The organism is Actinoplanes octamycinicus, assembly GCF_014205225.1.
Lineage (GTDB): Bacteria > Actinomycetota > Actinomycetes > Mycobacteriales > Micromonosporaceae > Actinoplanes > Actinoplanes octamycinicus.
Map to the genome: position 1 here is coordinate 5,583,624 of NZ_JACHNB010000001.1, position 25,277 is coordinate 5,608,900.

Here is a 25,277-nt window from a genome sequence, read left to right on the forward strand (position 1 = left end):
CGTTCGGATGATCAGGGTCGGTGTCCGCCGGCCGGGATCGCGGAAGAACTCTCAGGTCGCCGTCCCGGGCGCCGATGGGCGCTCTCCGCAGAAGCGAGCGAGAGGACGGCGGCATGGGCGGCACGCTGACGCTGGACCCGGTCACCGGCACCGCCGGACGCGCCGATCTCGCCGCCCGGCTGGCCGCGGCGCTGCGCGGGCGCCGCTGCTCGCTGTTCCTCTTCGACGTCGACCACTTCAAGACGGTCAACGACGTCTACGGCCACCAGCGCGGCGACGCGGTGCTCCGGGAGATCGCCGGCCGGGCGGTGACCGCGGTCGGCACGGCGGGCACGGTCTTCCGGTACGGCGGCGACGAGTTCGTCGTGCTGCTCCCGGACCTCGCCCCGGCTGACGCCCTGCGGCTCGCCCTGCGGCTGAGCAGCGCGATCCGGGACCGCCCGTACGGCGCCGAGCCACCCCTGCACCTGACGGTCAGCCTCGGCGTGGCCAGCTACCCCGAGCACGCGGACTCCGCGGACGCCCTGGTCGCCGCCGCCGACCGCCGCAACTACCTGGCCAAACGCCGTGGCCGCGGTGGCGTGGTGGCGGACGACGCGGAGACCCCGGCGGACGGCGGCTCGTCCCGGCTCTGGGAACGCGACACCGCGCTGGCCGCCGTCCACGACTTCCTCACCGAGCTGTCCCTGCGCGGGCACGGCGCGCTGCGGATCACCGGACCGCCCGGCGCCGGGCACACCCGTTTCCTGGACGAGGTGGGCCGGCTGGCCAAGCTGCGCGGGTTCGGCCCGGACCGGCTGCTGCTCGCCGACCTGGACACCGACCCGGCGGCGCTGCTCGGCGGGCGGGTGGGCGGCATCGCGTACGCGACCACCGGCCCGCCCGCCGGCCTGGGCGTCCCGGAGCTCGGGGTGGCCCGGCTCGACCCGTGGTCGCCGGCCACCGTGCACATCTGGCTGCGCGCCGCGCTGGCCGGGGAGCCGTCGCCCGCGCTGGTCGGCGAGGTGGTCCGGCGCAGCGGCGGGCTGCCCGCCGCGGTGGTGCGCACCCTGGACCGGCTGCGCGAGCGGGTCGAGGTGATCCCGGACGGCGCCGGCGGCTGGACGCTGACCGGCACCGCGGCCGGCCGGCCGGCGCGGCGGCTGCGGCTGCCCGCCGAGCTCACCTCGCTGGTCGGCCGGCAGCCGGAACGCCGCCGGGCGGCCACGCTGCTCCAGACCCACCGCCTGGTCACGCTGGCCGGGCCGGGCGGCATCGGGAAGACCCGGCTGTCCGTCGTGGTGGCCCGGGAGGTGGCCGGCGACTACTCGGACGGGGTGCTCTTCGTGCCGTTCGCGGACACCACCGACACCGCCGAGGCGGTCCGGGCGCTGGCCGCGGCGCTGCAGGTCGACGACGTGCCCGGGGTGGACCTGGCGGACGCCCTCGCCGAGGTGCTGGCCGACGCCGAGCTGCTGCTCGTCGCCGACAACCTGGAACAGGTGCCCGGGCTGGCGCTCACCCTGGCCCGGCTGCTCGCCGAGGCGCCCGGGCTGCGGATCCTGGCGACCAGTCGGGAGCCGCTCGGGGTCTACGGCGAGCAGGTCTACCGGGTGCCGCCGCTGCCGGCCGGTGACGCCGAGTCGCTGTTCACCCAGCGCGCCCGGGCCGCCGACGCCGACTTCGTGGCGGACCGGGCCGAGGTCGTCGCGCTCTGCGAACGGCTGGACCGGCTGCCGCTGGCCATCGAACTGGTCGCGGCGCGCGCCGGCGCCTACTCGGTGCCGCACCTGCGGACGCTGCTCGACCAGCATCTCGACCTGACCGGGCCGCGGGACCGGCCGGAGCGGCAGCAGACCCTGCGCGGGGCGATCGGGTGGAGTTTCGGGCTGCTGGACGCGGACCAGCGGCGGATCTTCACCGGGCTGGCGGTGTTCGCCGGCGGGTGCACCGCGGAGGCGGCCGAGGCGGTGCTGCCCGGGGCGGCCGCCGGGATGGCCCGGCTGGTGGACAAGAGCCTGCTCACCGTGGAGACGCCGTCCGGACGGTTCCGGATGCTGGCGACGATCCGGGCGTACGCCGAAGAGCTCCTGGCCGTGAGTGAGGCGGACCTGGCGGCGGTGCGGCGGCGCCACGCCGGGTACTTCGCCGATCTGGCCGCCCTGGCGGCCGACGGGATGACCGGCGCTGATCAGCAGGCCTGGGCGGAGCGGCTGGACCTGGAGTACCCGAACCTGCGCGACGCGGTGCGCAACGCGCTGGACGCCGGCGACACCGCGACGGCGGCCCGGATCTGCCGCGGGCTGTGGCGGCACTGGCGCAACGGCAACCACATCGCGGAGGGCCGGCAGTGGCTGGATCGGCTGCTCAGCGTGCCGGACGGGCTGCCCGACACGGAGCGGGCCGAGCTGCTCTACCCGGCCGCCGTGCTGGCCGCGACGCAGGACGACAACACGACCGCGGCGGACTACGGGACGCGCTGCCTGGCGCTGGCCGTGCGCGTCGGGGAACGGCAGATCGAGGCGCAGGCGCGCAACATCCTGGGCGTGGCGGCGCTGCGCTCCGGGGACTTCGTGGCCGCTGCTGATCACTTCCGGTTCGGACTCGACGTGTGCCGGGAGCTGGACCAGCCGGCCGGGGTGGCGGTCGCGCTCGGCAACCTGGCGAAGCTCGCGCTGCGGCAGGGCGAGATCGGGCCGGCGGCCGGCTACATCGATCAGTGCCTGGAACTGGAGCGGGCCGCCGGGAACAGCCGGGGCGTGCTGCTCGGCCTGGAGTGCCGGACCGACATCCGGCTGGCGCAGGGCGACCCGGCCGGCGCGCGCGAGTCGGCCGCCGAGGCGCTGGCGCTGAGCCGGGAGCTGGGCGACCTGTTCGGCGAGGCGATGGCGCAGCACCAGCTGGGGCTGGCAGCGCAGGCCGAGGGGGATCCGGGGGAGGCGGCCCGGCTGTTCCGGGCCGGGCTGGACCGGCGCCACGAGATCGGCGACCGGGAGGACCTGGCCAATTCGTTCGAATGCCTGGCCTCGGTGCTGGTGGCGACCGAGCCGGCGCGCGCGGTGCGGCTGGTCGCGGCGGCCGGCGAGCTGCGGCGCAAGCACCACCTGGCCGAGCCGGCCGAGGCCGCGACGCGGCGCGACGCGGTGTGCGCGGCGGGACAGGCCGCGCTGGGGGACCGCGGCTTCGCCGGCGCCTGGCGGGCGGGGACGGCGATGAACCTGGACGAGGTGGTCGCGTCCGCCCGGTGAGGCCTCGGCGGCATCCGGATGTCGACGATGACCACGTCCGGGGTCAGCGCGGCCACCGCCCGCCGCGCGGCGTCGGCGTCGGCGCAGGCGGCCACCACGTCGAAGCCGGCCTCACGCAGCATCCCCGCACCCCATCGCGTCATCCCGGCCGTTCCGGGGATGACGTGCGTGCGGAAAAGTGAGGGCTGACGCATCGGTGATCATCTGTTTGACTTGGTGACATGCGTTTGGCGATCGACTACGGGACCGCCTGCACCCGCGCGGTCCTGGTCTGGCCGGAGCGTCCCTGGCACCCGCTGGTGATCGAGGGCACGCCCGAGCCGTCCAGCGCCGTGCACGTCGCCAAGGACGGGACGATCACGGCCGGCGGCGAGGCGTGGCGGCTGGCCGTCGACGACCCGGACGGGTTCGTCGGGGCGCCGCTCGGCGAGGGGACCGGCACGGTGCGGGTGCACGGGCGGACCGTCCCGATCGCCGACCTGGTCGCCGCCACCCTGCGCCTGGTCGCCGACGAGGCGGTCCGGATCGCCGGGGTGCTGCCGTCCGACGTCCGGATGAGCGTGCCGGCCGGCTGGGATCCGGGCCGGCGGACCTGGCTGCGCCAGACCGCGCACCAGGCCGGGCTGGGCCGTCCGCAACTGATCGAGGCGCCGCTCGCGGCGATCCTGTCCACCCAGGCCGGTCCGCTGCCCGCACCGGGCCCGCGCGTTTCCGGGCCGTCGCTTTCCGGTACGCCGTCAGCCGCCCCGCAATCCGCGTTCGTGCTGGTCTGCGACGTGGGCGCGACCGCGGAGGTGAGCGTGGTCCGGGCCGGACCGGACCGGACCGAGGTGCTGTCCACGGTCTCCGGGGTGGACGCCGGTGGCTGGGCGATCGACGAGCGGCTGGTCGCGATGCTGCTGACCACGGCCACCTCCGGCCCGGACACCGACGCCGGTTCCGGGGTCGAGGCGGTGCTCCGGGCGGCGTCACCGGCGGCCGTGGCGGTCCTGCGTACCGGAAAGGAAGCGGTCTCCCAGCAGCCCGCCGTGACCGTGCCGCTTCCCGCGCGTGGCGCGGCGGTCGTGCTCAGCGCGACCCTGGTCGAGCAGGCGGCCGAACCGGCCCTGCGACGGCTCACCGAGCTGACGTCGGAGGCGTTGACCGCGGCCGAGCTGGGCCCGGCCGACCTGGCCGCGGTCTACGCGGTCGGCGCCACCGCCGCGATGCCCGCGGTTCCCCGGGTGCTGGAGCGGCAGCTCGGCGTGCCGGTGCGGACGGCGGCGATGCCGGGCGCGGCGGTGGTGCTCGGGGTGGCCGAGGCCGAGGGTGCGGCCGCGCCGGTCACCGAGCCGGCCCCCAAGGCGCCGAAGCTGACCGTGCTGCGAGCGCTGGGTCTGCTCGCGCCGGGCCTGGCGTCGGTCGGGCTGTTCAGTCATTTCGTGTTCACCGCGCGCGGCGCGACCGCGTCCAGTTGGGCGGAGCTGGCCCTGGCCGGCGTACTGGGGCTGGTGCTGTGCCTGGCGGCCGGCCCGTGGATCGGCGCGGCGCTGGGCCGGGACGCCGGGATCCGCGGCCGGTGGGACGCGGCCGCGCAGATCTCGGCGGGCCTGCTCACCGCGGACGCGTTCGGGGTGACCGTGGCCGCCCTGTACGCGGTGGCCGCCGGCCTCTATCTGGTGGCGCCGTTCGGCGAGCCGTTGCAGTGGTCGCTGTTGCCGGTGCTGCCGGCCGCGCTGCTGGCGGCGGCCGTGGCGGTGCTCATCCGGCGCCGGCTGACACCCCCGGTGGTCGTCGAGTTCCCGCTGGTGGCGACGCTGATCCTGAGCGTCGGGAGCGTGCTGTTCGCGGTGACCGCGGCGGAGACCGGCGCCGAGCCGTGGGTGGAGCTGGCAAGCCGGGCCGGTGGCGCGCTGATCGGGGTCGGGGTGGCGTTCCTGCTGTTCCGCATCCGGGTGCTGCAGGCCCTGGCGGCGGTGGTGCTGGGCGTGTTCGGTTTCTTCATCGCCGATCCCCGAGCCATCGGCGTCTTCGGCGTGGGCGTCGGGATCGCGGTCGCGGTGTGGTGGGGTCAGCGCTTGCTGGCCCTGGTACGCACCTGACCGGGCCACCCACCGTCGTCGGCCAGTCGAGCGTGCCGCCATTGAACCGCGCAGCGACGGAGGGCGTTCCCCTCAATGGACAGAGGTTGCCGGATCGCTATCGGACGGAGATGGCGAGCGGTCGGTCAGTCCAGGTGATGGGGAGAGCGCGGGGAGCGATCATGCCCAAGGAGCACGAAGAACTCGGGGTCGACCTGTACCACCTGTGGCTGGCGGGTGACAAGTTCCTCCCGGCCGTGGCGGCACAGTTCGAGGGTGCACGGCGCGAGTTGTTCGCGTCGGAGACGGCGGACCAGTGCTTCCGGCGTCCCACGGAGTTTCACAGTGGTGATGTGGGACCGGTGCTGGGATCGCTCACCCAGTTGCGCCAGATGCTGGCCGGTGTCCTTCAGGACAGCGCCGAGAACCTCCATGCCGCGGGGGACGCGCTCAAGCTCGCGTCCGAGGTCTACGCCGAGACTGATCTGCGTGCGGCCCGGGAGTTGTCCGATCTGCGGGACGATGCCGGGAAGGGCGAGTTCTGACCATGGCCGACGAGCAGCCCCGGTGGATGTGGAGCTACGAGACCCTGCCATTGGGTGTGGAGGAGCTGCGCAGGGTCGCGATCGAGACGGCGTGCAGGCAGGCCGCGATCCCGGCCGACCCGGCGGGACAGTCCGCCCGGCAGCGGGAGGACATCGCGACGATCGAGTCGATGCTCGCGGGTATTCATGACATGTTCTGGCCGTTCATGTCGTCCATGCCGGCGCCCACCGATTTCGATCCGTTGCTCGACCACCTGCGCCGTGCGGCGCAAGCGCTCGCATCGACGCAGCCTTCCGCGGATCCGAAGCTGGGACTGAAACCGGCGGATCTCAGCCTTTCCAAAGCGACGACGGTGGGCGACTACCTCACCACGTGGAGCGGGGCGGCGGCACGGGAGTTCAAGGCCCGATACCTCGATCCGCTCCCGACGCAGGCGGCGAGCACGTACAACGCGATCGTGTTCGCGAGCAAACTGATCGAGCTGGAGCAGGGCGTCTGGGCGGGGGCGCGCACCGACATCACGAGCATCCTCAACGATGCCATCTTCACGTTGTCGAGCATGCAGACGTCCTATGACAAGGACAGCATGAACACGGTTCTGACCACGGTGGCGGCCTTCGCCACCATCGCCGCGGTGCCGCTGTCACCGATCGGCACCAGTCTTGCCGTCGGCTTGGCGGTGGCTGACGGGGGCGCCTCCATCGGCGCGACGCTCCTGCCCGAGGATCCGCCGCAGAACCTGCCGTTCTCGGCGCCGACCGCATTCGCGGTCATCGACGCGGTGCGCCAGGCCATCGCCGCGTTGTGCACCCGGATCAACGAACAGGAACACAAGATCGCGCGAGTCCTCGACTCGGCTACCGAGGTGATCGGCCAGGAGCGTGACTCGTACGTGCCGCCGCTGCCGATGCTCGCCAAGACCAACCGGCGGAATGCCACCGATCAGGATTTCCTGGGATTCGCGAGCTGAGGGGCTGGACGTGCACTCTTTGATCGACCGATGCGACACCATGGCGGTGCATGCCTCCGCTCCCGCCGGGGGCGTGCACGGCGAGGCGCGATGGCCGGGCAAGGTGGAGATCTCCTTCTCCTCCGGCTGTTACGGGCAGATCAGTGACTCCGAGGTGGAACGCCGTCTGGCGCAGGTCATCCAGTTGCTCTGGACCCGCTACCTGGAGAGGCAACGTGCCGTCCGGGCCGAGTTCGGCGTCCACGAGATCGAGGACGACCCGGTCCGCGACAACGTGTTCCGAGCCGACCGCGACCGGATTGTGGCGGTCGGGCAGTCGGACGACGGCCGGGTCGTCGTGTCCGCTGAGGGCATCCACCGGTGGCGGGTCGTCGTGGCCGACGGGACGGTTCGTGTTCTGACCGAGCGGGATTTTCGTGCCGCGGTGAACACCGCGGTCATGCGTCTCGTTGCGGATCAGGCTCGGCAGGTGCTCGAGTTGAAGGGGCGCGTGTACGGATGATGAGGCGGACTGCCGCGGTGGGTGTCTGCGTGGCGTTGCTCGTGGCCGGTTCCAGCGCGGCCGCCTGTGACGACAGTGGCGAGCCGGTGAACAGCACATCATGCCCCTTTCCCACGCCGCCCGCGCCGGGGCAGGCGGCGATCGGGGTGCCGGGGGTCGGCGGCCAGTCGATCCCGGCGCCGCCCGGGGGAAGCGGGATGATCAAGGTCGTCGAGACCGGCTTCAGCCAATTCGATGACGGGAGCAAGGTGACGATCGGCGCGGTGGTGGAGAACGGAACCGGCCAGGTGGCCTACCGGACCCAGGTCATCTTCCGGGCGGCGACCGGCGGCGGAGAGCCGGGCATCGACAAGGACGAGACGAATCGGCACCTGTTCGAGATCCCGATCCTCCGGCCGGGTCAGCGTGCCGTGATCGGCAATTTCGCCAACGTCGACGACGCCGCGCTCGCCGCGACGGGCAAGTACCCCTCGATCGCCCGCGCGGGCCTCGATCTGCTGCGCACGCAGTGGATCCCGGCGCAGGACACGAACTCCTATCCGACGATCACCACGACGGTGACCGCGCCGGCGAGTGTCGCCGCCGCGAACGCGGACGGCATTCCGGTCGCCGCATCGTCGGACGCCTGCCATGACCTGAGGGATCGAGGGGCGAGCATGGTGTACCGCACCAGCGCGGGGAAGATCGTGGGCGGGACCTTCGACGTGTACGACAAGCTGGGCCTGTGCCGGACACCCGCCGGGCAGCGGTCGATCCTGCCCTTCCCGGCGGTGCCGGCGGGCGCCGACCTGAAGCGCACCGAGGCCACCGCGATGTGCGACGTGACCGGACCAGGTTCGCCGTCGGCGGCGGGACCGGACGGGCCGGTCAACTGAGGCGCGGCGAAGGTCGGACCGGGAAGTGGTTCCGCGTCAGTAGCGGAACTGGCTGACCAAGGTCTGCAGGTTGTTGGCCATGGTGCTCAGCTCGGTGACCGCCTGCTGCGACTGGGCGATCCCCTCCGTGCTCACCTGGGTCGCGGTCGCCAGGCCGGTGATGTTGGCGGCGATGTCGCCGGCGCCGGAGGCGGCCAGGGCCACGTTGCGGGTCATCTGTTCGGTGGTGGCGGTCTGCTCGGCGACCGCCGAGGCGATCGTGGCCTGGTAGTCGTTGATGTGCGCGATGACCGAGGTGATCTCGCCGATGGCGGTGACCGCGCCGGCCGTGTCGGACTGGATGGCCTGCACCCGGCGGGAGATGTCCTCGGTGGCGCGGGCGGTCTCTTGGGCGAGTTCCTTGACCTCGCCGGCGACCACGGCGAAGCCCTTGCCGGTTTCGCCGGCCCGGGCCGCCTCGATGGTGGCGTTGAGGGCGAGCAGGTTGGTCTGCTCGGCGATGGCGGTGATCACCTTGATCACGGTGGCGATCTCGGCGGACGACTCACCGAGCTTGCCGACCTGGGCGGTGGTGGCGTCGGCGACCGCGACGGCCTGTTCGGCGACCCGGGCGGCCTCGGTGGCGTTGTGCGCGATGTCGCGGATCGACGAGCCCATCATCTCGGTGCCCTCGGCGACGCTGGAGACGTTGGCGTTCACCCCGTCGGCCGCTTCGGAGGCGGTGCGGGCCTGGTCGGCGGCCTGTTCGGCGGAGCGCGACATGGTGCCGGCGGTGGCGGTGAGCTGTTCCGCGGCGGCCGCGACGGCCTGCGCGGACCCGGCCACCGAGGAGACCACCCGGCGGGTGTTGGCCTGCGCCTCGTCGAGGGCGCGGGCCATCTGGCCGACCTCATCCTGGCCGCGGACCTCGGCGGCGACGGTCAGGTCACCGCCGGCCATCGCCTGCAGCGCGCCGCGGACCCGCTGCAGCGGCCGGGTGATCGACAGGACGACGAGGCGGGCCAGCACGATGACGGCGATCGCGGCGATCGTGGCGGCCAGCCAGAGGATGCGTTCGGCGGTGGCCCGGCGGTCGGAGGCGTTCTTGTTGGCCCGGGCGACGGTGTCCAGGAACAGCGCCCGTTCGTTGGCCAGCACCGCGCTCATCAGGTAGTTGTCGACGCCGACCTGTTCCCAGGCGAGCCGGGCACCGGCCTGGTCGGCGGCGGCCGAGTCGACGAAGCGTTTCAACGTGCTGGTGTAGTCGGCGGTGACGTCCTTGATCCGCTGGACGGCGGCGTTCAGGCCGCTGGGCAGGGCGATCGCTTCCAGGCGGCGGAGCAGGTCGTTCGCCGACTCGATCCGGTTCTGCAGCAGCTCGCCCTGTTTGGCCGGGTCGCTGCGCACGATCGACTGGATGCCGTTGGCGCGCATCTCGCTGGCCTCGCGGTCGAGTTGCAGGACCAGGGCGCTGGCCGAGTTCAGGTTCTCCAGGTCCCGGGCGGTGTTGCTGGCGGTCCCATCGTTGACGACCGTGACGCCGAGGCAGACCCCGAGCGCGAGCAGGCTGGCGGCGACCAGCACGGTCAGTTTGGTGCGGACCGACAGGTCGAGGAAGCGCTGGATCATCGTGGTCACCCGGCCAGTTGGTCAGCGGTGTAGAAGCCGCCGTCGACGAGGATCCGGCGGTAGTTGCCGCGGTCCACGTTCACCGGCTGCAGCAGGAAGGTGGGGACGACCTTGACGCCGTTGTCGTACTGTTTCTCGTCGTTGACCTCGGGGACGCCGCCGAGCAGCAGCGAGTTGGTCATCTGGACGGCGACTTTGGCGAGTTCCCGGGTGTCCTTGTAGACCGTCTGGGTCTGTTTGCCGGCGGCGATCAGCTTGGCCGATTCGAGCTCGGCGTCCTGCCCGGTGATCACCGGCAGTTTGCGGCCGTCCTCCTGGAGCGCTTCCAGCACGGCGCGGGCGATGCCGTCGTTGGGGCAGAGCACCGCGTCCAGCCGTTCGCCCCGCAGCGGCCCGGCGAGCAGGCGTTTCATCCGCTTCTTCGCCACCGCGTTGTCCCACCGCTGGGTGGCGACCGTCGGGAACGCGGTCTCGCCGCTGACCACCCGCAGCCGGCCGGACTTGAGGTACGGCCTGAGCAGGCTCATCGCCCCGTTGAAGAAGAACGTGGCGTTGTTGTCGTCCGCGGAGCCGGCGAACAGCTCGATGGTGTCGGTGCCGCCGGTGCTGTTCAGCTTGAGCGTCTTGATGATCGTGGTGGCCTGCAGCACGCCGACCTTGTAGTTGTCGAAGGTGGCGTAGTAGGTGATGTCCGGGGTGTCGCGGATCAACCGGTCGTAGGAGATCACCGGGATCTTCGCGGCCGCCGCGTCGGCCAGCACGTCCTTGAGCGCGGTGCCGTCGATCGCGCCGACCACCAGCGCCCGCACGCCGTCCTTGATCATGCCGGTGATCTGCTCGATCTGCCGGTCGATGTCGTCCTCGGCGTACTCCAGGTCGGTCTGGTAGCCGAGCAGCTGGAACTGGCGGACGATGCTCTCCCCGTCGCCGACCCAGCGGATCGACGTGGTGGTCGGCATGGCGATCCCGATGGTGCCCCGGTCCGGCTGCTCGACAGTCGTCTCCGCGGCGCTGGAGCAGCCGGTCACCGAGGCGAGCACCATCGTCGCGACCACCAACCACCGCATGGGCGCACACCTCCTCCTTGCCCTGTTCGGCCGAACAGGGCAGGAGATGAGGCCTATGCGCGAGTTTTCCGGCCGGCTTGGCGCCCGGCGGCCCGAGCTTTCTGGTCGCGCCGGATCACGCTGAGCGCGCCGTTCGGGTGACGGACATACCAGCCGGAGGTGAAGGCGATGTTTTCCACACCAGCACGGTCGGCCGCGCGCCCCGGCCGCTGGAGTGCGGTTCCGGTGCCGATCCGGCGCAGAACCGGGGCCGCTGCCCGCCATCAGGCCGCGGCCGGGTCTCTCTCACCCCAGTTTTCGGTACGCCGTGAGCGCCCCGGTCACCCGGTGCGCCGGGAGACCCGCAGTTTTCGGTACGCCGTGAGCGCCCCGGTCACCGCTGCGCCGCGAGCCACGCCCGGACCACGGCGAAGTCGTCCCCGGTCAGCCCGGCCAGCGGGTCGACCCGGTGCAGCAGCGCCGCGCCCGGATGGTGGTCCCGCACCCACCGCCGATCAACCTCGGTCAGCTCGTCGTCCAGCCAGACGAACGGCCGGCCCGCCGCCCACACGGTCAGGAACCCGGTCTTCCAGTGCAGGCCGCGAACCGGTTCCTCGTCGAGATCCGGCCACTCGACGACGGGCAGCTCGGGCAGTCCCAGCCGCGGCGCGACCACCTCGTTGGCCTCGCCCATCCACGTCGTGGCCCACACCAGCTCGGCGTCGAGCGCCAGCAGCCGCCGCCCGTCCGCCGGGTCGATCCGGTCCAGCAGCGGGTTCCCCTCGTCGGGCACCGCGCCGGGCACCCGCCGTGCCCGCAACGGGATCACCGGCCCGTCCACATCCAGAAACACCACCGGCCGTCCCGTCACGCCCGCAACCCTACGACCGATCTCGTCGTGCCGCGGAGGGGCCGGTCACGCTGCCCGGGCGGCCCCGGACAGCGTGACATGCGTCGGTCGGCCGCTATTTGCTGCTGAACGCCGCGTCGAAGGCCGCGGTCGGCGCGTCGAAGAGGTGCTTGCGGACGAACTCCAGCGCGGACGGCGCCCCGACCAGCCGGTCCATCCCGGCGTCCTCCCACTCCACCGAGATCGGGCCGTCGTAGCCGATCGCGTTCAACGCCCGGAAGCACCGCTCCCACGGGACGTCGCCGTGCCCGGTGGACACGAAGTCCCAGCCGCGCCGCAGGTCCGCCCAGGCCAGGTGCGACCCGAGGCGGCCGTTGCGGCCGTTGCCGACGGCAAGCTTCACGTCCTTGCAGTCCACGTGGTAGATCCGGTCGGCGAACTCCAGGATGAAGTCGGCCGGGTCCAGGTCCTGCCAGATGAAGTGCGACGGGTCCCAGTTGAGCCCGAAGGCCGGCCGGTTCCCGATCGCCTCCAGCGCCCGGCGGGTCGTCCAGTAGTCGTACGCGATCTCACTGGGGTGCACCTCGTGCGCGAACCGCACGCCGACCTCGTCGAACACGTCGAGGATCGGGTTCCACCGGTCGGCGAAGTCCTGGTAGCCGGCGTCGACGGCCTGCTGCGACACGGGCGGGAACATCGCCACGTACTTCCAGATCGACGACCCGGTGAAGCCGACGACGGTGTCGACGCCGAGCCGGGCGGCGGTCCGAGCGGTGTCCTTCATGGCCTGGGCGGCCCGTTGCCGGACGCCCTCGGGAGAACCGTCACCCCAGACCGCGGCCGGCAGGATGTCCTGATGCCGCTGGTCGATCGGGTCGTCGCAGACGGCCTGCCCGGTCAGGTGGTTGGAGATGGCGAAGACCTTGAGGCCGTACTTCTCCAAGATCTCGCGCTTGGCGGTGATGTAGGAATCGTCCGAAGCGCCGAGCGCGACGTCCAGATGATCACCCCAGCAGGCGATCTCCAGACCGTCGTAGCCCCAGCCCGCGGCCAGTTCGCAGACCTCCTCGAAAGGCAGGTCCGCCCACTGCCCGGTGAACAGCGTGATCGGTCGGGTCATGGCAGCCCTTTCACAGGGAGACGGGTTCGACGGCGGTCCACGCGGACGTCTCGGCGGAGCGGGCCACCGCGTCCAGGACCAGTTGCACCTGCAGGGCGTCGCTGAACGACGGCGCCGGATCCTGGCCCGCGGCGATCGCCTGGACCAGGTCGTGGGCCTGGTGGGTGAAGGTGTGCTCGTAGCCGATCAGGTGCCCGGGCGGCCACCAGGCGGCCAGGTAGGGGTGGGCCGGCTCGGTGACCAGGATCCGGGTGAAGCCCTGCTCGGTCTCCGGCACGTCGCGGGAGTAGAACTGCAGCTCGTTCATCCGCTCGAAGTCGAAGACCAGCGTGCCGAGCGACCCGTTGATCTCCACGTGCAGGCCGTTCTTGCGCCCGGTCGCGAACCGGGTCGCCTCGTAGCTGGCCACGACGCCCTCGCCGAGCCGGGCCAGGAACAGGGCGGCGTCGTCGACGGTGACGTCGCCCATCTCGGCGTCGCCGCCGGTCGCGGACAGCCCGGTGGACGCGGCGGGCAGCGGCCGGCGTTTCACGAACGTCTCGGTGAGCGCGCTGACCTCGGTGATCAGCCGGCCGGTGACGTACTGGGTCAGGTCGACGATGTGCGCGCCCAGGTCGCCGAGCGCCCCGGACCCGGCGACCTCCCGTCGCAGCCGCCAGACCAGCGGGAACGACGGGTCCACGATCCAGTCCTGCAGATAGGTGGCGCGGACGTGCCGGATGGCGCCGAGCCGGCCCTCGGCGATCATCTGGCGCATCAGCGCGACGGCGGGCACCCGGCGGTAGTTGAAGCCGCACATCGCGCGTACCCCGGAAGCTCGGGCCGCGAGCGCGGCCGCAGCCATCTTGCGGGCCTCGGCCACCGAATTGGCCAGGGGTTTCTCGCAGAGCACATGTTTGCCCGCGGCCAGGGCGGCGATGGCGATCTCGGCGTGCGTGTCGCCCGGCGTGCAGATGTCGATCAGATCGACGTCGTCGCGGGTGAGCAGCGTGCGCCAGTCGTCGGTGTGCCCGGACCAGCCGAGCCGGGCGGCCGCGGCCGCCACCGACGCCTCGGTGCGGCCGCTGACCACCCGCATCTCGACCGGAGCCGGCAGATCGTAGACGTGGTTGACCGTGCGCCACGCCTGCGAGTGCGCGGCCCCCATGAACGCGTAGCCGACCATGCCGACCCGCAGCGGTTGCGACATGAGACCCCCTAGAAGCCGAGCGGCGCGTACTTCGACGCGTTGTCCTTGGTGATCGTCTCCGACGCGAGCGTGATCTCCTTGGGTACCTGCAGCTCCACCAGGTCGGACATGCCCTTGCCCTGGCCGATCAGCCGGGCCAGGCTGATCGCCGAGGAGGCCATCGACGGGCTGTAGGTGACGGTCGCCTTGAGCACCGTGTCGTCCTTGGCGATGCCGTCGATCGCCGATTTCGAGCCGGCGCCGCCGACCATGAAGAACTCGCTGCGGTTGGCCTGCTTGATCGCGGCGAGCACGCCGATGCCCTGGTCGTCGTCGTGGTTCCAGAGCGCGTCCATCTTCGGCAACGCCTGCAGCAGCGCGGTCGCGGCGGCCTGCCCGGAGTCGGCGGTGAACTCGGCCGGACGCCGGTTGGCGACCTTGAAGCCGTAGACGGCGAGCGCGTCGTTGAAGCCCTTGGTGCGTTCCTGGGTCAGCTCCAGCGAGTCGATGCCGGGGATCTCCCCGATGATCGGGTTGCTGACGCCCTTGGCCTTGAGCTGGTCGCCGATGTACTTGCCGGCGGCCAGGCCCATGCCGTAGTTGTCGCCCTTGATCTGCAGCCGGTAGGCGGCCGCGGACGGGAACGCCCGGTCCAGGTTGACCACCGGGATGCCGGCCTGCATCGCCTCCAGCCCGGCGGCGTTCAGCTCCTTGCCGTCGTAGGGCAGCATCACGATGACGTTCGGTTTCTGGGCGATCAGGGTGGACAGCGCGGCCCGCTGGGCGGCCGCGTCGGTGCCCGCCTCGACGGTCCGCAGCTCCACGTCGGAGTACTGCTTGGCCTGCGCCTTGGCGTTGTTGGTGATGGCGGCGATCCAGCCGTGGTCGGCGGCCGGGGCGGAGAACCCGATGATCACTTTCTGGCCGGCGGCGGCGTTGGCGTTGCCGCTGGTGTCGGTCTTCACCTGGGCGTTGCTGGCGGGATCGTTGCTGGTGCAGGCGGTCAGCGCCAGGCCGGCACCGGCTGCCGCGCTACCGAGAAGGATGTTGCGACGGCTTATCTGGGTCATTTCTCCTCCTGAGGAGGTTGGTGAGGGAGCGGTAACGGAATTGCTGGATGAGCACGGCGGCCACGATGATGCCGCCCTTGACCATGTTCTGAACCTCGGTGGAGAGGTTGTTGATCGCGAACAGGTTGGTGATGGTGGAGAACACCAGCACCCCGAAGAGGGCGCCGACGATGGTGCCGCGGCCGCCGGAGAGCAGCGTGCCGCCGATGATCGCCGCGGCGATCGCGTCGAGTTCGTAGAGGTTGGCCATCGCCGCCTGGGCGCTGGTGGCCTGCGAGGTCAGCATGATCGCGGCGATCCCGCAGCACAGCCCGGAGAGCATGTAGAGCAGCAGGGTGTGGCCCTTGACGTTGATGCCGGCCAGCCGGGCCGCCTCCGGGTTGCCGCCGACCGCGACGGTGCGCCGGCCGAAGGTGGTCCGGTTCAGCAGCACCCAGCCGGCCAGCACGACCAGCCCGAGGATCCAGACCAGCAGCGGGATGCCGAGCAGTTTGGTGCTGGCGATGCTGTTGATCGTCTCGTTCGTCGAGACCTGCGTCTGCTTGCCGGAGATCTGCGCCGCGAGACCGCGGGCCGACACCAGCATCGCCAGGGTCGCGATGAACGGGACAAGTTTTCCGTACGCGATGAGCACGCCGTTGACCAGGCCCACAGCGAGCCCCACCACGAGCGCCGTGAAGATCATCCCGGCGGCGCCGTAGCTCTGCGTGGCGAGCGTGGTCGCCCAGACGCCGGCCAGCGCGATGATCGCCCCGACCGACAGGTCGATGCCCCCGCCGATGATCACGAAGGTCATCCCGACGGTGACCACCCCGATCGCGGAGGCCTGTTGCAGGATGGTCAGGAAGTTGTTCTTCACCCAGGTCGGGTCGGAGTACAACTCCGGTCTGGTGATGATCCCGATGACCACCAGCAGGAGCAGCACCCCGACCAGGCCCAGGTTGCGAACCACCCCGTCGTCTAGTTTGTGGGTTTTCTCTACTCTGGGAAGCGCCGACTCGGTGATCACGCGGCTTCTCCCTCCATCAGCGACCCCGCCATCACGAGGTCGAGCACGGCGTCCTCGTCCAGTTCTCCGGCCGGCGCCTCGCGGATCATCCGGCCCTCCCGCATCACCAGCACCCGGTCGGCGAGGCCGAGCACCTCGGGCACCTCGCTGGAGACCAGCAGCACCCCGACCCCGTCCGCGGCCAGGTCGTGGATGACCTGGTAGAGCTCGGCGCGGGCGCCGACGTCGACGCCGCGGGTGGGTTCGTCGAGCAGCAGCAGCCGGGTGTGCCCGAGCAGCCAGCGGCCGACCACCACCTTCTGCTGGTTGCCGCCGGACAGCGTGCGGGCCGGCCGTTCCACGTCGCGCGGCCGCAGCTCGAGGGAGTCGGCGGTGCGCAGGGCGGCGGCCCGCTCGTCCCGGGCGGCGGTGAACCCGGCGCGGGCGAACCCGGCGAACGAGGCGAGCGTCATGTTCTTGTAGACCGGCTCGTCGAGCAGCAGGGCCTGGCTCTTGCGTTCCTCCGGGGCCATCCCCATGCCGTGCTTGACGGCCTTGCCGACCCCGGTGATCTGGTGGCCGTGCAGGGTGACGGTGCCCCGATCCGGATTACGCGCCCCGAAGATCGTTTCGAGCAGTTCGGAGCGGCCGGAGCCGACCAGCCCGGCGATCCCGACGATCTCGCCGGGCCGGACGGTCAGGCTGACGTCGGCGAACTCCCCGGCCCGGCTGAGGTTGTCCACGGTGAGCAGTGGCTCGGACTCGTCGGCTGCCACGCGCGGCGGGAAGACGTACTCGAAAGGTCGTCCGGTCATGTTGCCGACCAGCTCCCTGGTCGGCGTGCTGGCCGGCAGGTTGGCGGCGGTGGTGCGGCCGTCCTTGAGCACGGTGACCCGGTCGCCGATCTCGCGGATCTCGGCGAGCCGGTGCGAGATGTAGACGACGGCGATGCCGTTGGCGGTCAGCTCCCGGATGATCCGGAACAGGTTGGCCACCTCGTCGTGGGCCAGCACCGCGCTGGGCTCGTCCATCACGATCAGCTTGGCGTCGTGGGACAGCGCGCGGGCCATGCTGACGATCTGCTTGCCGGCGGCCGGCAGATCCTTGATCAGCCGGCGGGGCGGGATCTCCGGGTGACCGAGTTTGGTCATGATGGTGCGGGTCTCGGCGGCGGCGCTGCGGCGCCGGGTGAAACCGAACCGGCTGGGCTCGTGGCCGAGGAACACGTTCTCCGCGACGCTCAGCTCGTCGACCAGGTCCAGCTCCTGGTAGATGGTGGCGATCCCGGCGCGCATCGCGGCCTGCGGGTTCGCCGGGGCGAACGGCTCGCCCTGCCAGAGGATCTCGCCGGAGTCGGCGTGGTGCACCCCGGCCAGCGTCTTGATCAGGGTGGACTTGCCGGCGCCGTTCTGCCCGAGCAGGCAGTGCACCTCGCCCGCCTCGACCTCCAGGTGCACGCCGTCCAGGGCGCGCACCCCGGGGAACGTCTTGACCACGTCGGTGAGTCGCAGGACCGGGCGTCGCTGCGGGCCCTCGGCCCGGCCCGCGGGGTCGCTGGTCAGCTCGCTCATGGGATCTGCTCGAACGCCGCGTCGCTGGCCAGCACGGCGGCGCCGGTGACGCCGGCCCGGCCTTCCAGCTCGGAGAGCACCACCGGGAGGTTGCCGGTGGCCAGCGGCAGCGACCGCCGGTAGACCACGCTGCGGATCTCGGCTAGTAGTACGTGGCCGAGCTGCGCCAACCCACCCCCGATCACGATCATCGACGGATTGGCGAAGCTCACCAGCGCCGCGAGGACCCCGCCGAGGCGGCGGCCGCCCTCCCGGATCAGCTGGATGCAGACCACGTCCCCCTCGGCCGCGCCGTCCGCGACGTCCTTGGCGGTCAGTTCGTGGGTGTCCGCCCGGTGCGCCCGGGCCAGGCGCTCGGCCAGCGCGGGGGAGGTGCCGGAGCGGGCCGCGGCGAGCGCGTCGCGGGCCAGCGCGGCGCCGCTGAACACCGCCTCCAGGCAACCGGTGTTGCCGCACGAACAGGTCGGCCCGGACGCGTCGACCTGGATGTGCCCGATGTCGCCGGCGCATCCGTCGACCCCGCGGTAGACACCGCCGGTGAGGTGGATGCCGCAGCCGATCCCGGTGCCGATCTTCACGAACAGGAAGTCGTCGACCGACCGGGCGACGCCGCCATGGCGTTCCCCGACCGCCATGATGTTGACGTCGTTGTCCACCACGACCGGGCAGCCGTGCTCGCGGGCGAGCAGCTCGCGCACCGGATAGCGGTCCCAGCCGGGCATTATCGGCGGCGACACCGGCACCCCGTCGCGGAAGCTGACCGGGCCGGGCACCCCGATGCCGACCGCGTCGAGCCGGTCGTAGACGCCCTCGGCGCGGGCCTTGGCGAGCAGCTCGCTGACCCGGTGCAGGATCGCTTTCGGACCCTTGCGGATGTCGGCCGGTTCCCGGTACGCCACCAGCGGCTCCAGCCGCCCGTTGACCACCTCGACGTCGATCGATCCGGCCCCCAGGTCGACCGCCGCGAACCGCAGCCGCGGATGGATCTCGACCAGCGTGGAGCGTCGCCCGCCGCGCGAGGCGGCCATCCCCGCCTCGGCCAGGAACCCGGCCTTGACCAGGCGCTCCACCTCGGACGTCAGCCGCGGCCGGGTCAGCCCGAGCCGGTCACCCAGCTCGGCCCGGGACACCGGCCCGTCGTCCCGGAGCGCACGAAGTATCGGTAACACGACGGACCCCTCACTTTCCGTGCTGTGTTCGCCGTCACGGTAGGGCCCTTCCGTCGCCCAGGTCCATAGCTTCGTGCTGTTTGGACAGAACTTTTGTCGCTCCGTGCAAAAGTCTGATCGCGTTATCGCGAAAATGATGCTGGTGGGAAGCCGATCAGCAAGATCAAATTCAAGAGCGTGATGACTCGGATCCGCGCTGATCACTGATCGTCGCTCCCGCCAGGGACCCTTCCGGGCCGGGCTGGCCGCTACGCGTCCAAAACGCCCGCCCCTCCAGGGCGACGCCCGCGGTTGGTCACGACCACCCCCGCGACGCCCGCGGTTGGTCACGACCGCCACCCCGCGACGCCCGCGGTTGGTCACGACCGCCACCCCGCGACGCCCGTTCCACCCCGGACCGCACCGCGACTCCCGGCCGTCCGGCTGGGCGTGAGGGGTGTCTCGGGCCGGTTGAAACACCCGTCACGCCCAGCCGGGACACCGCAAAGCGCGGCGGTGCCTCGGCCGCTCCGAGACACCCCTCAGGCCCAGCCGACAGGGCGCAACGTGCGCAGCGCCGCGGCGGTCGTGGCGCGGCTTGCGGTTGTTCGGCTGGGTTCCAGGGGTGCCTCGGTCGTCCGGAGACACCTTTCAGGCCCAGCCGGTCGAGCGCAACATGCGTGGTGGCGTGGCGGTTGGGGCGGGGTTGACGTTGGCCGGCTGCGTTTCCGGGGTGCTTCGGCTGCATCGAGACACCCTCCAGGACCAGCCGACCAACCGCGACGTGCGCGGCGGTCGGGGCGCGGTTTGCGGTTGGTCGGCTGGGCCTCACGGGTGTCTCGGAGCGGCCGAGGTACCTCTCAGGCCCAGCCGGTCGAGCGCGACGCGTGTGGTGGCGTGGCGGTCGGGGTGCGGTTGGCGGTTGGTGGGCTGGGTCTCAGGGGTGTTTCGGTCGTTCGGAGGCACCCGTCAGGCCCAGCCGGTCGAGCGCAACGCGTGTGGTGGCGTGGCGGTCGGGGTGCGGTTTGTGGTTGGTCGGCTGGGTCTCACGGGTGCCTCGGTCGCCTCGAGACACCCCTCAGGCCCGGCCGGTCGAGCGCGGCGCGCGTGGCCGCTTCGGTGGCGACGTGGCAGGCGGTTCGTCGACGGGGAGGGGTGGCGGAGGGTCTCGGACGGGTGGGCGTTCCCGGCGGCGGGTGGGTGGGGTTGAGGTGCGGCTGCCGCTACCGGGAGGGGCAGCGGATCGGGGTCGCGTTGCGGTCTGGAGAGGGGGCGCCTCGCGCGGGCGGGGGTGGGGCGGGACGGAAGGCGTACCGGAGAAGGGTGAACCGCAAGCCGGAGCGATCCGCGAGCGGGCCGGGGTCGGGTCGGAGCGATCTGCGAGCGGGGTCGAGTCGAGGCGGTCAGCGGGCTGGAGTGGGCCGCGGGTCGGGGTCAGCGAGCGGGCAGAACCAGGACGGTCGGCGAGGGGAGAACGGTCGGCACGGGATCGCTTAGGCGAAGGGGCGGTCGGCACGGGAACGTTGGGCGGCAAGGGAGCGGTCGGGGCAGGGAGCGGTCGGGGAAGAGGGCGGTCGGCGAAGGGAGCGGTCGGGGAAGGGAGCGGTCGGGGAAGAGGGCGGTCGGCATGGGATCGCTTGGCGAAGGGGCGGTCGACACGGGAGGGGTCGGGGAAAGGGCGGTCGGCGGGAGGGAGGCGCAAGAGAGGAGGCGGGGAGGAGGGGGTCAGGGGGCGGGGAGGGTGAGGGTGAAGGTGGAGCCGTGGTCGGGGGCTGGGTGGTAGGCGACGTCGCCGTGGTTGGCGCGGGCCAGTTCGCGGACGATGTAAAGGCCCAGGCCGGTGCCGGGGACCTGGGTGGCGGTGGGGGCGGCTCGGGAGAAGCGGTCGAAGAGGTGGTCGCGGAAGTCCGGGGGGACACCCGGGCCGTGGTCGGAGACCTCGACGGTGACCGGGCCGGCGGTCGTGCCGTGCGCGGTGATCGCGCTGACGCCGCCGCCGTACTTGGCGGCGTTGCTGATCAGGTTGGTGAGGATCTGGTCGACGTGGCTGGGCTGGGCGGTGGCGACCAGGTCGGGCGGGCAGCAGACCGGGACCGTGCCGGACGCGGTCGCGGTCAGCGCGGACGCGATGTGGTCGGCGATCCGGATCGGGCGCGGCGCCGCGGTGATCCGGCCGGCGTCGATGCTGACCAGGGCGAGCACCTCGTCGACGATGGTGGTCAGCCGCAGCGTGGTGACGCGCACCCGGGTCAGCAGCTGCTCGGCCGACGGCGGCAGCGGGTCGCCGGTGAGGACCAGGTCGAGCGAGCCGAGGATGGTCCCCAGCGGATTGTTGATCTCGTGGCCGAGCATCCCGATCAGGTCGGCTTTGAGCTGGTTGGCCGACTTCAGCTCGCGGTTGCGGTCGGCGAGTTCGGCGGTCCGGGCCCGCACCTCGCTCTCCAGCGATTCGTGGACCAGCGCGTTGTCCAGCGACACGGCCAGCTGCCCGGCGATCAGCTCGACGGCTTCCAGCCGGCTGGTGGAGAACACGCCAGGCTGCCGCTGGTTGGCCAGCACCAGCACCGCGTCCTCGGCGTTGTGACAGGTCACCGGCAGTACGAGCAGGCTGCACGCGTCCAGGCCGGCGAAGTAGCGGTCGCCGGCGAACCGGTCGTCGCCGGTCGCGTCGGCGACCAGCAGCGGCTGGTGGGTGCGCCGGACGTAGCGGACCGCGGACATCGGGACGTCCGGGTCGACCTGGTCGCGCAGCGCCAGCCGGACGTCGGTGGCCCCGGTGATCGCGCTCAGCACGTCGCCGACCTGCGCCTTCAGCCCGGCCAGGGTGGTCTGGGAGCTGAGCGCCCGGGACGCCCGCAGGATCGCCATCAGGTCCAGCCGGTCGGCGCCGACCGCGGCGGCGCGGGTTCCGGCGCGCAGGAACGGGTGCTCGGCGTGCAGCCGGGCGACCGGGCCGTCCGCGCCCCACGCCCGGTAGGCGTCCCGGGCCTCGGCCAGCAGCCGGCGTCCGGCGTGGGTCAGGCCCTGGTCCAGCTGGTGCCGGCCGGCCCGTTCGGCGAGCAGCGCGTGCTGCCAGGGCCGGCCGCCGGTCTCGTGCAGCGCCTCGTCGAACAGCCGGGTGGCGGCCGTCCGGTCGCCGCGGGCGCGGGCCGCCTCGGCGTCGACCAGCAGCAGCAGTGGCCGGAAGTTGCGGGGCGCGTCGGCGGCCCGGCGGGCCAGCCAGTCCCGGTCGGCCGGCGCGCAACCGTCGGTGCTCAGGCAGCGGGCCACCCGGGCCAGGGCGGAGGCGTAGAAGCCGCGGATCACGTCGTACCGGATCGCGGCGGCGTGCTCGCGCAGCGCCGGCGGATCGTTGTTGAGCAGTGCGGCGAGCGCCCGGGTCTGGTGGTAGGTGGCCAGCGCCGGCGGGAAACCGGCGATCTCGTCGAGGTCCAGGCCGGTCCGGTCCGGGCTGGCCCGCAGCGACTGGATCAGTTGCTGGTGGGCGAGCGCGATCAGCCGGGCGTACCGGTTGCCGGTGCGCTCGGCGAAGGCCAGCACCGCCGCGGTCTCCTCGGCGCTGGTCTCCAGGCTGTCCTCGGTCTCGAAGAGCAGGGCCAGCATCCGCGCCCAGTGCAGCCCGGCGACCTGCACGTCGCCGGCCTCGAGGAGGTCGTCGCGGGCCTGCCGGGCCGGTTCGGCGATCTCCTCCAGCGGTTCGAACCAGTGCGCGCCGAGCAGCAGGTGCAGGTAGCCGGCGACGGCGCCCTCCTGCTGGTAGCCGTGCCGGCGGGCGGCGGCCAGCGCCTGCTGGGTGAGCAGGTAACCGGTCCGGTAGTCGTCGAACAGGGCCACCGTCACGCAGATCATCGAGCCGAGCGTGCCGGTCAGCGGGGCGCACACGCCGTAGCGTTGCCACAGCTCGTGGGCCTGCAGCACGAGCCAGGTGTGCCGGTCGGGGTCGATCAGGAAGGCCGGCGCGGTCAGCCGGTGCACGATCCGGGCGACCGCGCGGATCCGCGGGTCGGTGGCCTCCACGTCCGGGTAGGCCGGACCGGCGCGGGCCAGCCGGTCGCGCAGTTCGACGACCGCCCGGCGGTTCCATGAGGGCAGGTCGGCGGGCGGTTGCACGCCGAAGCGGCGCAACGCGTCCAGACCGAGGGCGATCGCGGCGCGCGCTTCGCCGCGCTGGGTCAGGCTGTTTATCTGTACGGCGGTCGCCCCGGCCAGCGTCAGCGGCGCCGCGGAGCGCGCCACCAGGTCCCGGTAGACCCGGTCGGCGTCGGCGTGCCGTCCCAGGCAGTACAGCGCGGCGTGCCGGTCGACCGCGATCGCGTCCCGCTCCGCCCGGTCCACCGGCGGGCAGAGCCGTTCGGCGGCCGCGAGCAGCTCGTCGGCGACCAGATAGTTGGTCAGCCCGGTGGTGCGCCGCCCGGCCCGGTGCAGCAGCCCGGCCGCGGTCCGGCGTTCCGCCTCGTCACCGATCAGGCCGGTGACCGCCAGGTACTGCTCGGCGGCCTCCTGCTCGAAGTCGGCGTACCCGGCCAGCCGGCGGGCCATGGCCAGCTGCAGCCGGTCCAGGTCGGCGGCCGGCAGCAGCTCCCGGGCGGCCTGCGAGACCAGGTCGTGCCGGAACCGGATGACGCCGTCGACGCTGATCAGGCCGGCGGCGGCGGCCGGGGCCAGCCCGGCCGGGTCGGCGGCGGTCGCGGCGGCGAACAGCTCCGGGCGGACCTCGGCGCCCAAGCAGGTGAGCGCGGCGAGCAGCAGCCGGGTGACCGGTGGCTGGTGGCCGAGCCGGACGGCGAGCAGCCGGGGCAACTCGTGCTGGGCGACGAACCCGCGCACCGCGTCCGGGTCCCAGCGCCAGCCGGTGGCGTCCGGGGTCAGCAGGCCGGCCGCGCGCACCGCGTTGATCAGTTCGACGGTGGCGTACGGGTTCCCGCCCCCGGCCGCCCCGATCAGCTCGGCGAGCCCGGCCGCGTCGGTCACCGGCAGCCGCAGCACCGCCCCGGTCAGCGCGGCCAGCCCGGCCCGGTCCAGCCCGGCCAGCCGGATCGGCGCCGCGATCAGCCCGTCCCGCTGCCAGCGGCCCGGATCGAGCTGCCCCTCCCGGAACGTGCCGACCAGCAGCAGCCCGGTGATCGGCTGGTCCGCCAGGATCCCCTCGAAGATCCGCAGCGACGAGCTGCTCGCCCACTGCAGGTCGTCGACCAGCACCACCAGCCGGTGACCGGCCGCGACCGCGCGCAGCAGGGCGCCGACCGCGGCGCTGAGCCGGGCCGGTGCGGTCAGCGGATCGCCCGGCCCGGCCGGTGCCTCGCCGCCCAGCAGCGCGCCCAGTTCGGGGATGGCGCCGACCAGCACCGGGGCGTTCGGGCCGAGCGCGGCGAGGATCCGGGCGCGGTCCTCGGCCAGCCGCCGCTCCGGCTCGGCCAACAGCAGCCGGGCCAGGGCGCGCAGCATCCGGGCGATGCCGCCGCTGTTGGTGCCGGTCCGGAACTGGTCGTACTTGCCGGCCACGAACCAGCCGCCGCGCTCGGCGATCCGCGGGCGCAGGGTCCGGACCAGGGCGCTCTTGCCGATCCCGGGCGGGCCGGTGACCAGGATCGGCGGGGTGCCGGTGACCATCGCACGGTCCAGCGCGGCGTCGAGCAGGCCGATCTCCGGGTCCCGGCCGACCAGCTCCGCGGGCGGCGGCAGGAACGCCGGGAAGTCCCGCTCACCCAGCCCGCCGGCGCCGTCCGGGTCGTCGACGCAGCGGTCCAGGTCGTGGGCGAGACCCTCGGCGCTCTGGTAGCGGCGGTCCGGGTCCTTCTCCAGCAGCCGCAGCACGATCGCGGCGAGCCGGGGCGGCAGGTCCGGGGCCGGCGGGACGCGCAGCAGCGTGTCCCGGACCAGCTCGAGCGGGTCGTCGCCGGGGACCGGGGGAGTGCCGGTGGCCAGGGCGTAGAGGGTGGCGCCCAGCCCGTACAGGTCGGCGCGCCGGTCGACGGCCAGCCCGGTCCGGCCGGTCTGTTCCGGGGCCAGGTAGCCGAGTGTGCCGACCGGGCCGTCGGCCGGTTCCGGGACGCCGACCACGGCGAGGTCGAAGTCGATCAGCACCGGTCGGCCGGCGCTGCTGATGATCAGGTTGGCCGGGGTGATGTCGCGGTGCAGCACCCCGGCCCGGTGGATCGCGGCCAGGGTGCCGGCCAGGTCGCGCGCGAGGCGCAGCAGATCCGCGGGCGGCATCGGGCCGCGCGGCGGCCCGGCGCCGCCGTCGTCGGCCAGGACCAGCGTCCGGCGCGGTTGGCGGTCGGCCAGGCGGGGGATGCCGGGGACGGTTGCGAGCATTTTCAGTACGGCCCGCTCGTGCTCGACGCGACGCTGCGCGCCCGGTCCGGTGGCCCGCTTGTGGATCTCGTGGGAGCCGTGGGGGCGGGTGACCTGGGTGCGGTCACTCCGGTACAGCAGCTCATCCCCCACATAACGGATGATGCCCCGCTTAGCAGGATTTTTCTCTTAGTTCCGGTGGGTCGCCGGGGGTCGGGGCGGCACGGCAGAATG

Annotated in this window: 16 protein-coding genes; 6 read left to right on the forward strand and 10 right to left on the reverse strand. The window is 72.7% G+C overall.

Annotated elements, in window-relative coordinates:
• Window positions 1-113: 113 nt before the first annotated feature.
• The 6 genes from BJY16_RS24470 (at window position 114) to BJY16_RS24495 (ending at window position 8,180) form a co-directional block, all read left to right on the forward strand.
• Complete coding sequence (locus BJY16_RS24470) at window positions 114-3,227, forward strand: diguanylate cyclase (RefSeq protein WP_185041911.1); 3,114 nt, start codon at window positions 114-116, stop codon at window positions 3,225-3,227.
• A gap of 221 nt (window positions 3,228-3,448) precedes the next feature.
• Window positions 3,449-5,308 carry an Hsp70 family protein gene (locus BJY16_RS24475; protein ID WP_185041912.1) on the forward strand — a complete coding sequence of 620 codons (1,860 nt, stop codon included), beginning with the start codon at window positions 3,449-3,451 and terminating at the stop codon, window positions 5,306-5,308.
• A gap of 161 nt (window positions 5,309-5,469) precedes the next feature.
• Window positions 5,470-5,832: a hypothetical protein gene (locus BJY16_RS24480; RefSeq protein ID WP_185041913.1), complete on the forward strand. Its 363-nt coding sequence runs from the start codon at window positions 5,470-5,472 to the stop codon at window positions 5,830-5,832.
• 2 nt (window positions 5,833-5,834) lie between these two features.
• Window positions 5,835-6,803 (forward strand): hypothetical protein, encoded by a 969-nt coding sequence (locus tag BJY16_RS24485; protein WP_185041914.1) that lies wholly within the window; start codon window positions 5,835-5,837, stop codon window positions 6,801-6,803.
• Between the two features lie 10 nt (window positions 6,804-6,813).
• Entirely contained in the window at window positions 6,814-7,305 is a 492-nt protein-coding gene (locus BJY16_RS24490) for a hypothetical protein (protein ID WP_185041915.1), read from the forward strand.
• Window positions 7,306-7,334: 29 nt separating this feature from the next.
• On the forward strand, window positions 7,335-8,180 hold the full coding sequence (locus BJY16_RS24495) for a hypothetical protein (protein WP_185041916.1): 846 nt from the start codon (window positions 7,335-7,337) through the stop codon (window positions 8,178-8,180).
• A 36-nt stretch (window positions 8,181-8,216) separates the two neighbouring features.
• Here the strand turns inward: BJY16_RS24495 and BJY16_RS24500 are convergent, their stop codons facing one another.
• The 10 genes from BJY16_RS24500 to BJY16_RS24545 all read right to left on the reverse strand — a co-directional run bounded on the left by BJY16_RS24500 (window position 8,217) and on the right by BJY16_RS24545 (window position 25,196).
• Window positions 8,217-9,788 (reverse strand): methyl-accepting chemotaxis protein, encoded by a 1,572-nt coding sequence (locus tag BJY16_RS24500; protein WP_185046638.1) that lies wholly within the window; start codon window positions 9,786-9,788, stop codon window positions 8,217-8,219.
• Window positions 9,789-9,793: 5 nt separating this feature from the next.
• Window positions 9,794-10,855 carry a substrate-binding domain-containing protein gene (locus tag BJY16_RS24505; protein WP_185041917.1) on the reverse strand — a complete coding sequence of 354 codons (1,062 nt, stop codon included), beginning with the start codon at window positions 10,853-10,855 and terminating at the stop codon, window positions 9,794-9,796.
• Between the two features lie 373 nt (window positions 10,856-11,228).
• The gene (locus BJY16_RS24510) at window positions 11,229-11,705 is read right to left on the reverse strand and encodes an HAD domain-containing protein (RefSeq protein WP_185041918.1); all 477 of its coding nucleotides are present in this window, start codon (window positions 11,703-11,705) and stop codon (window positions 11,229-11,231) included.
• Window positions 11,706-11,799: 94 nt separating this feature from the next.
• Window positions 11,800-12,804: a sugar phosphate isomerase/epimerase family protein gene (locus tag BJY16_RS24515; protein WP_185041919.1), complete on the reverse strand. Its 1,005-nt coding sequence runs from the start codon at window positions 12,802-12,804 to the stop codon at window positions 11,800-11,802.
• 10 nt (window positions 12,805-12,814) lie between these two features.
• Entirely contained in the window at window positions 12,815-13,993 is a 1,179-nt protein-coding gene (locus tag BJY16_RS24520; RefSeq protein WP_185041920.1) for a Gfo/Idh/MocA family protein, read from the reverse strand.
• An 8-nt stretch (window positions 13,994-14,001) separates the two neighbouring features.
• A complete protein-coding gene (locus tag BJY16_RS24525; RefSeq protein ID WP_185041921.1) occupies window positions 14,002-15,042 on the reverse strand; it encodes a substrate-binding domain-containing protein in 1,041 nt (346 codons plus the stop codon).
• Window positions 15,005-16,051, reverse strand: a complete 1,047-nt coding sequence (locus BJY16_RS24530; RefSeq protein WP_185041922.1) for an ABC transporter permease — start codon at window positions 16,049-16,051, stop codon at window positions 15,005-15,007. Before BJY16_RS24530 ends, BJY16_RS24525 begins: the two co-directional genes overlap by 38 nt.
• Window positions 16,048-17,601 carry a sugar ABC transporter ATP-binding protein gene (locus tag BJY16_RS24535; protein WP_185041923.1) on the reverse strand — a complete coding sequence of 518 codons (1,554 nt, stop codon included), beginning with the start codon at window positions 17,599-17,601 and terminating at the stop codon, window positions 16,048-16,050. The genes BJY16_RS24530 and BJY16_RS24535 overlap by 4 nt, the downstream gene beginning before the upstream one ends.
• Complete coding sequence (locus tag BJY16_RS24540; protein WP_185041924.1) at window positions 17,598-18,770, reverse strand: ROK family transcriptional regulator; 1,173 nt, start codon at window positions 18,768-18,770, stop codon at window positions 17,598-17,600. The genes BJY16_RS24535 and BJY16_RS24540 overlap by 4 nt, the downstream gene beginning before the upstream one ends.
• Window positions 18,771-20,474: 1,704 nt before the next feature.
• Entirely contained in the window at window positions 20,475-25,196 is a 4,722-nt protein-coding gene (locus BJY16_RS24545; RefSeq protein WP_185041925.1) for a sensor histidine kinase, read from the reverse strand.
• Between the last annotated feature and the right edge of the window lie 81 nt (window positions 25,197-25,277).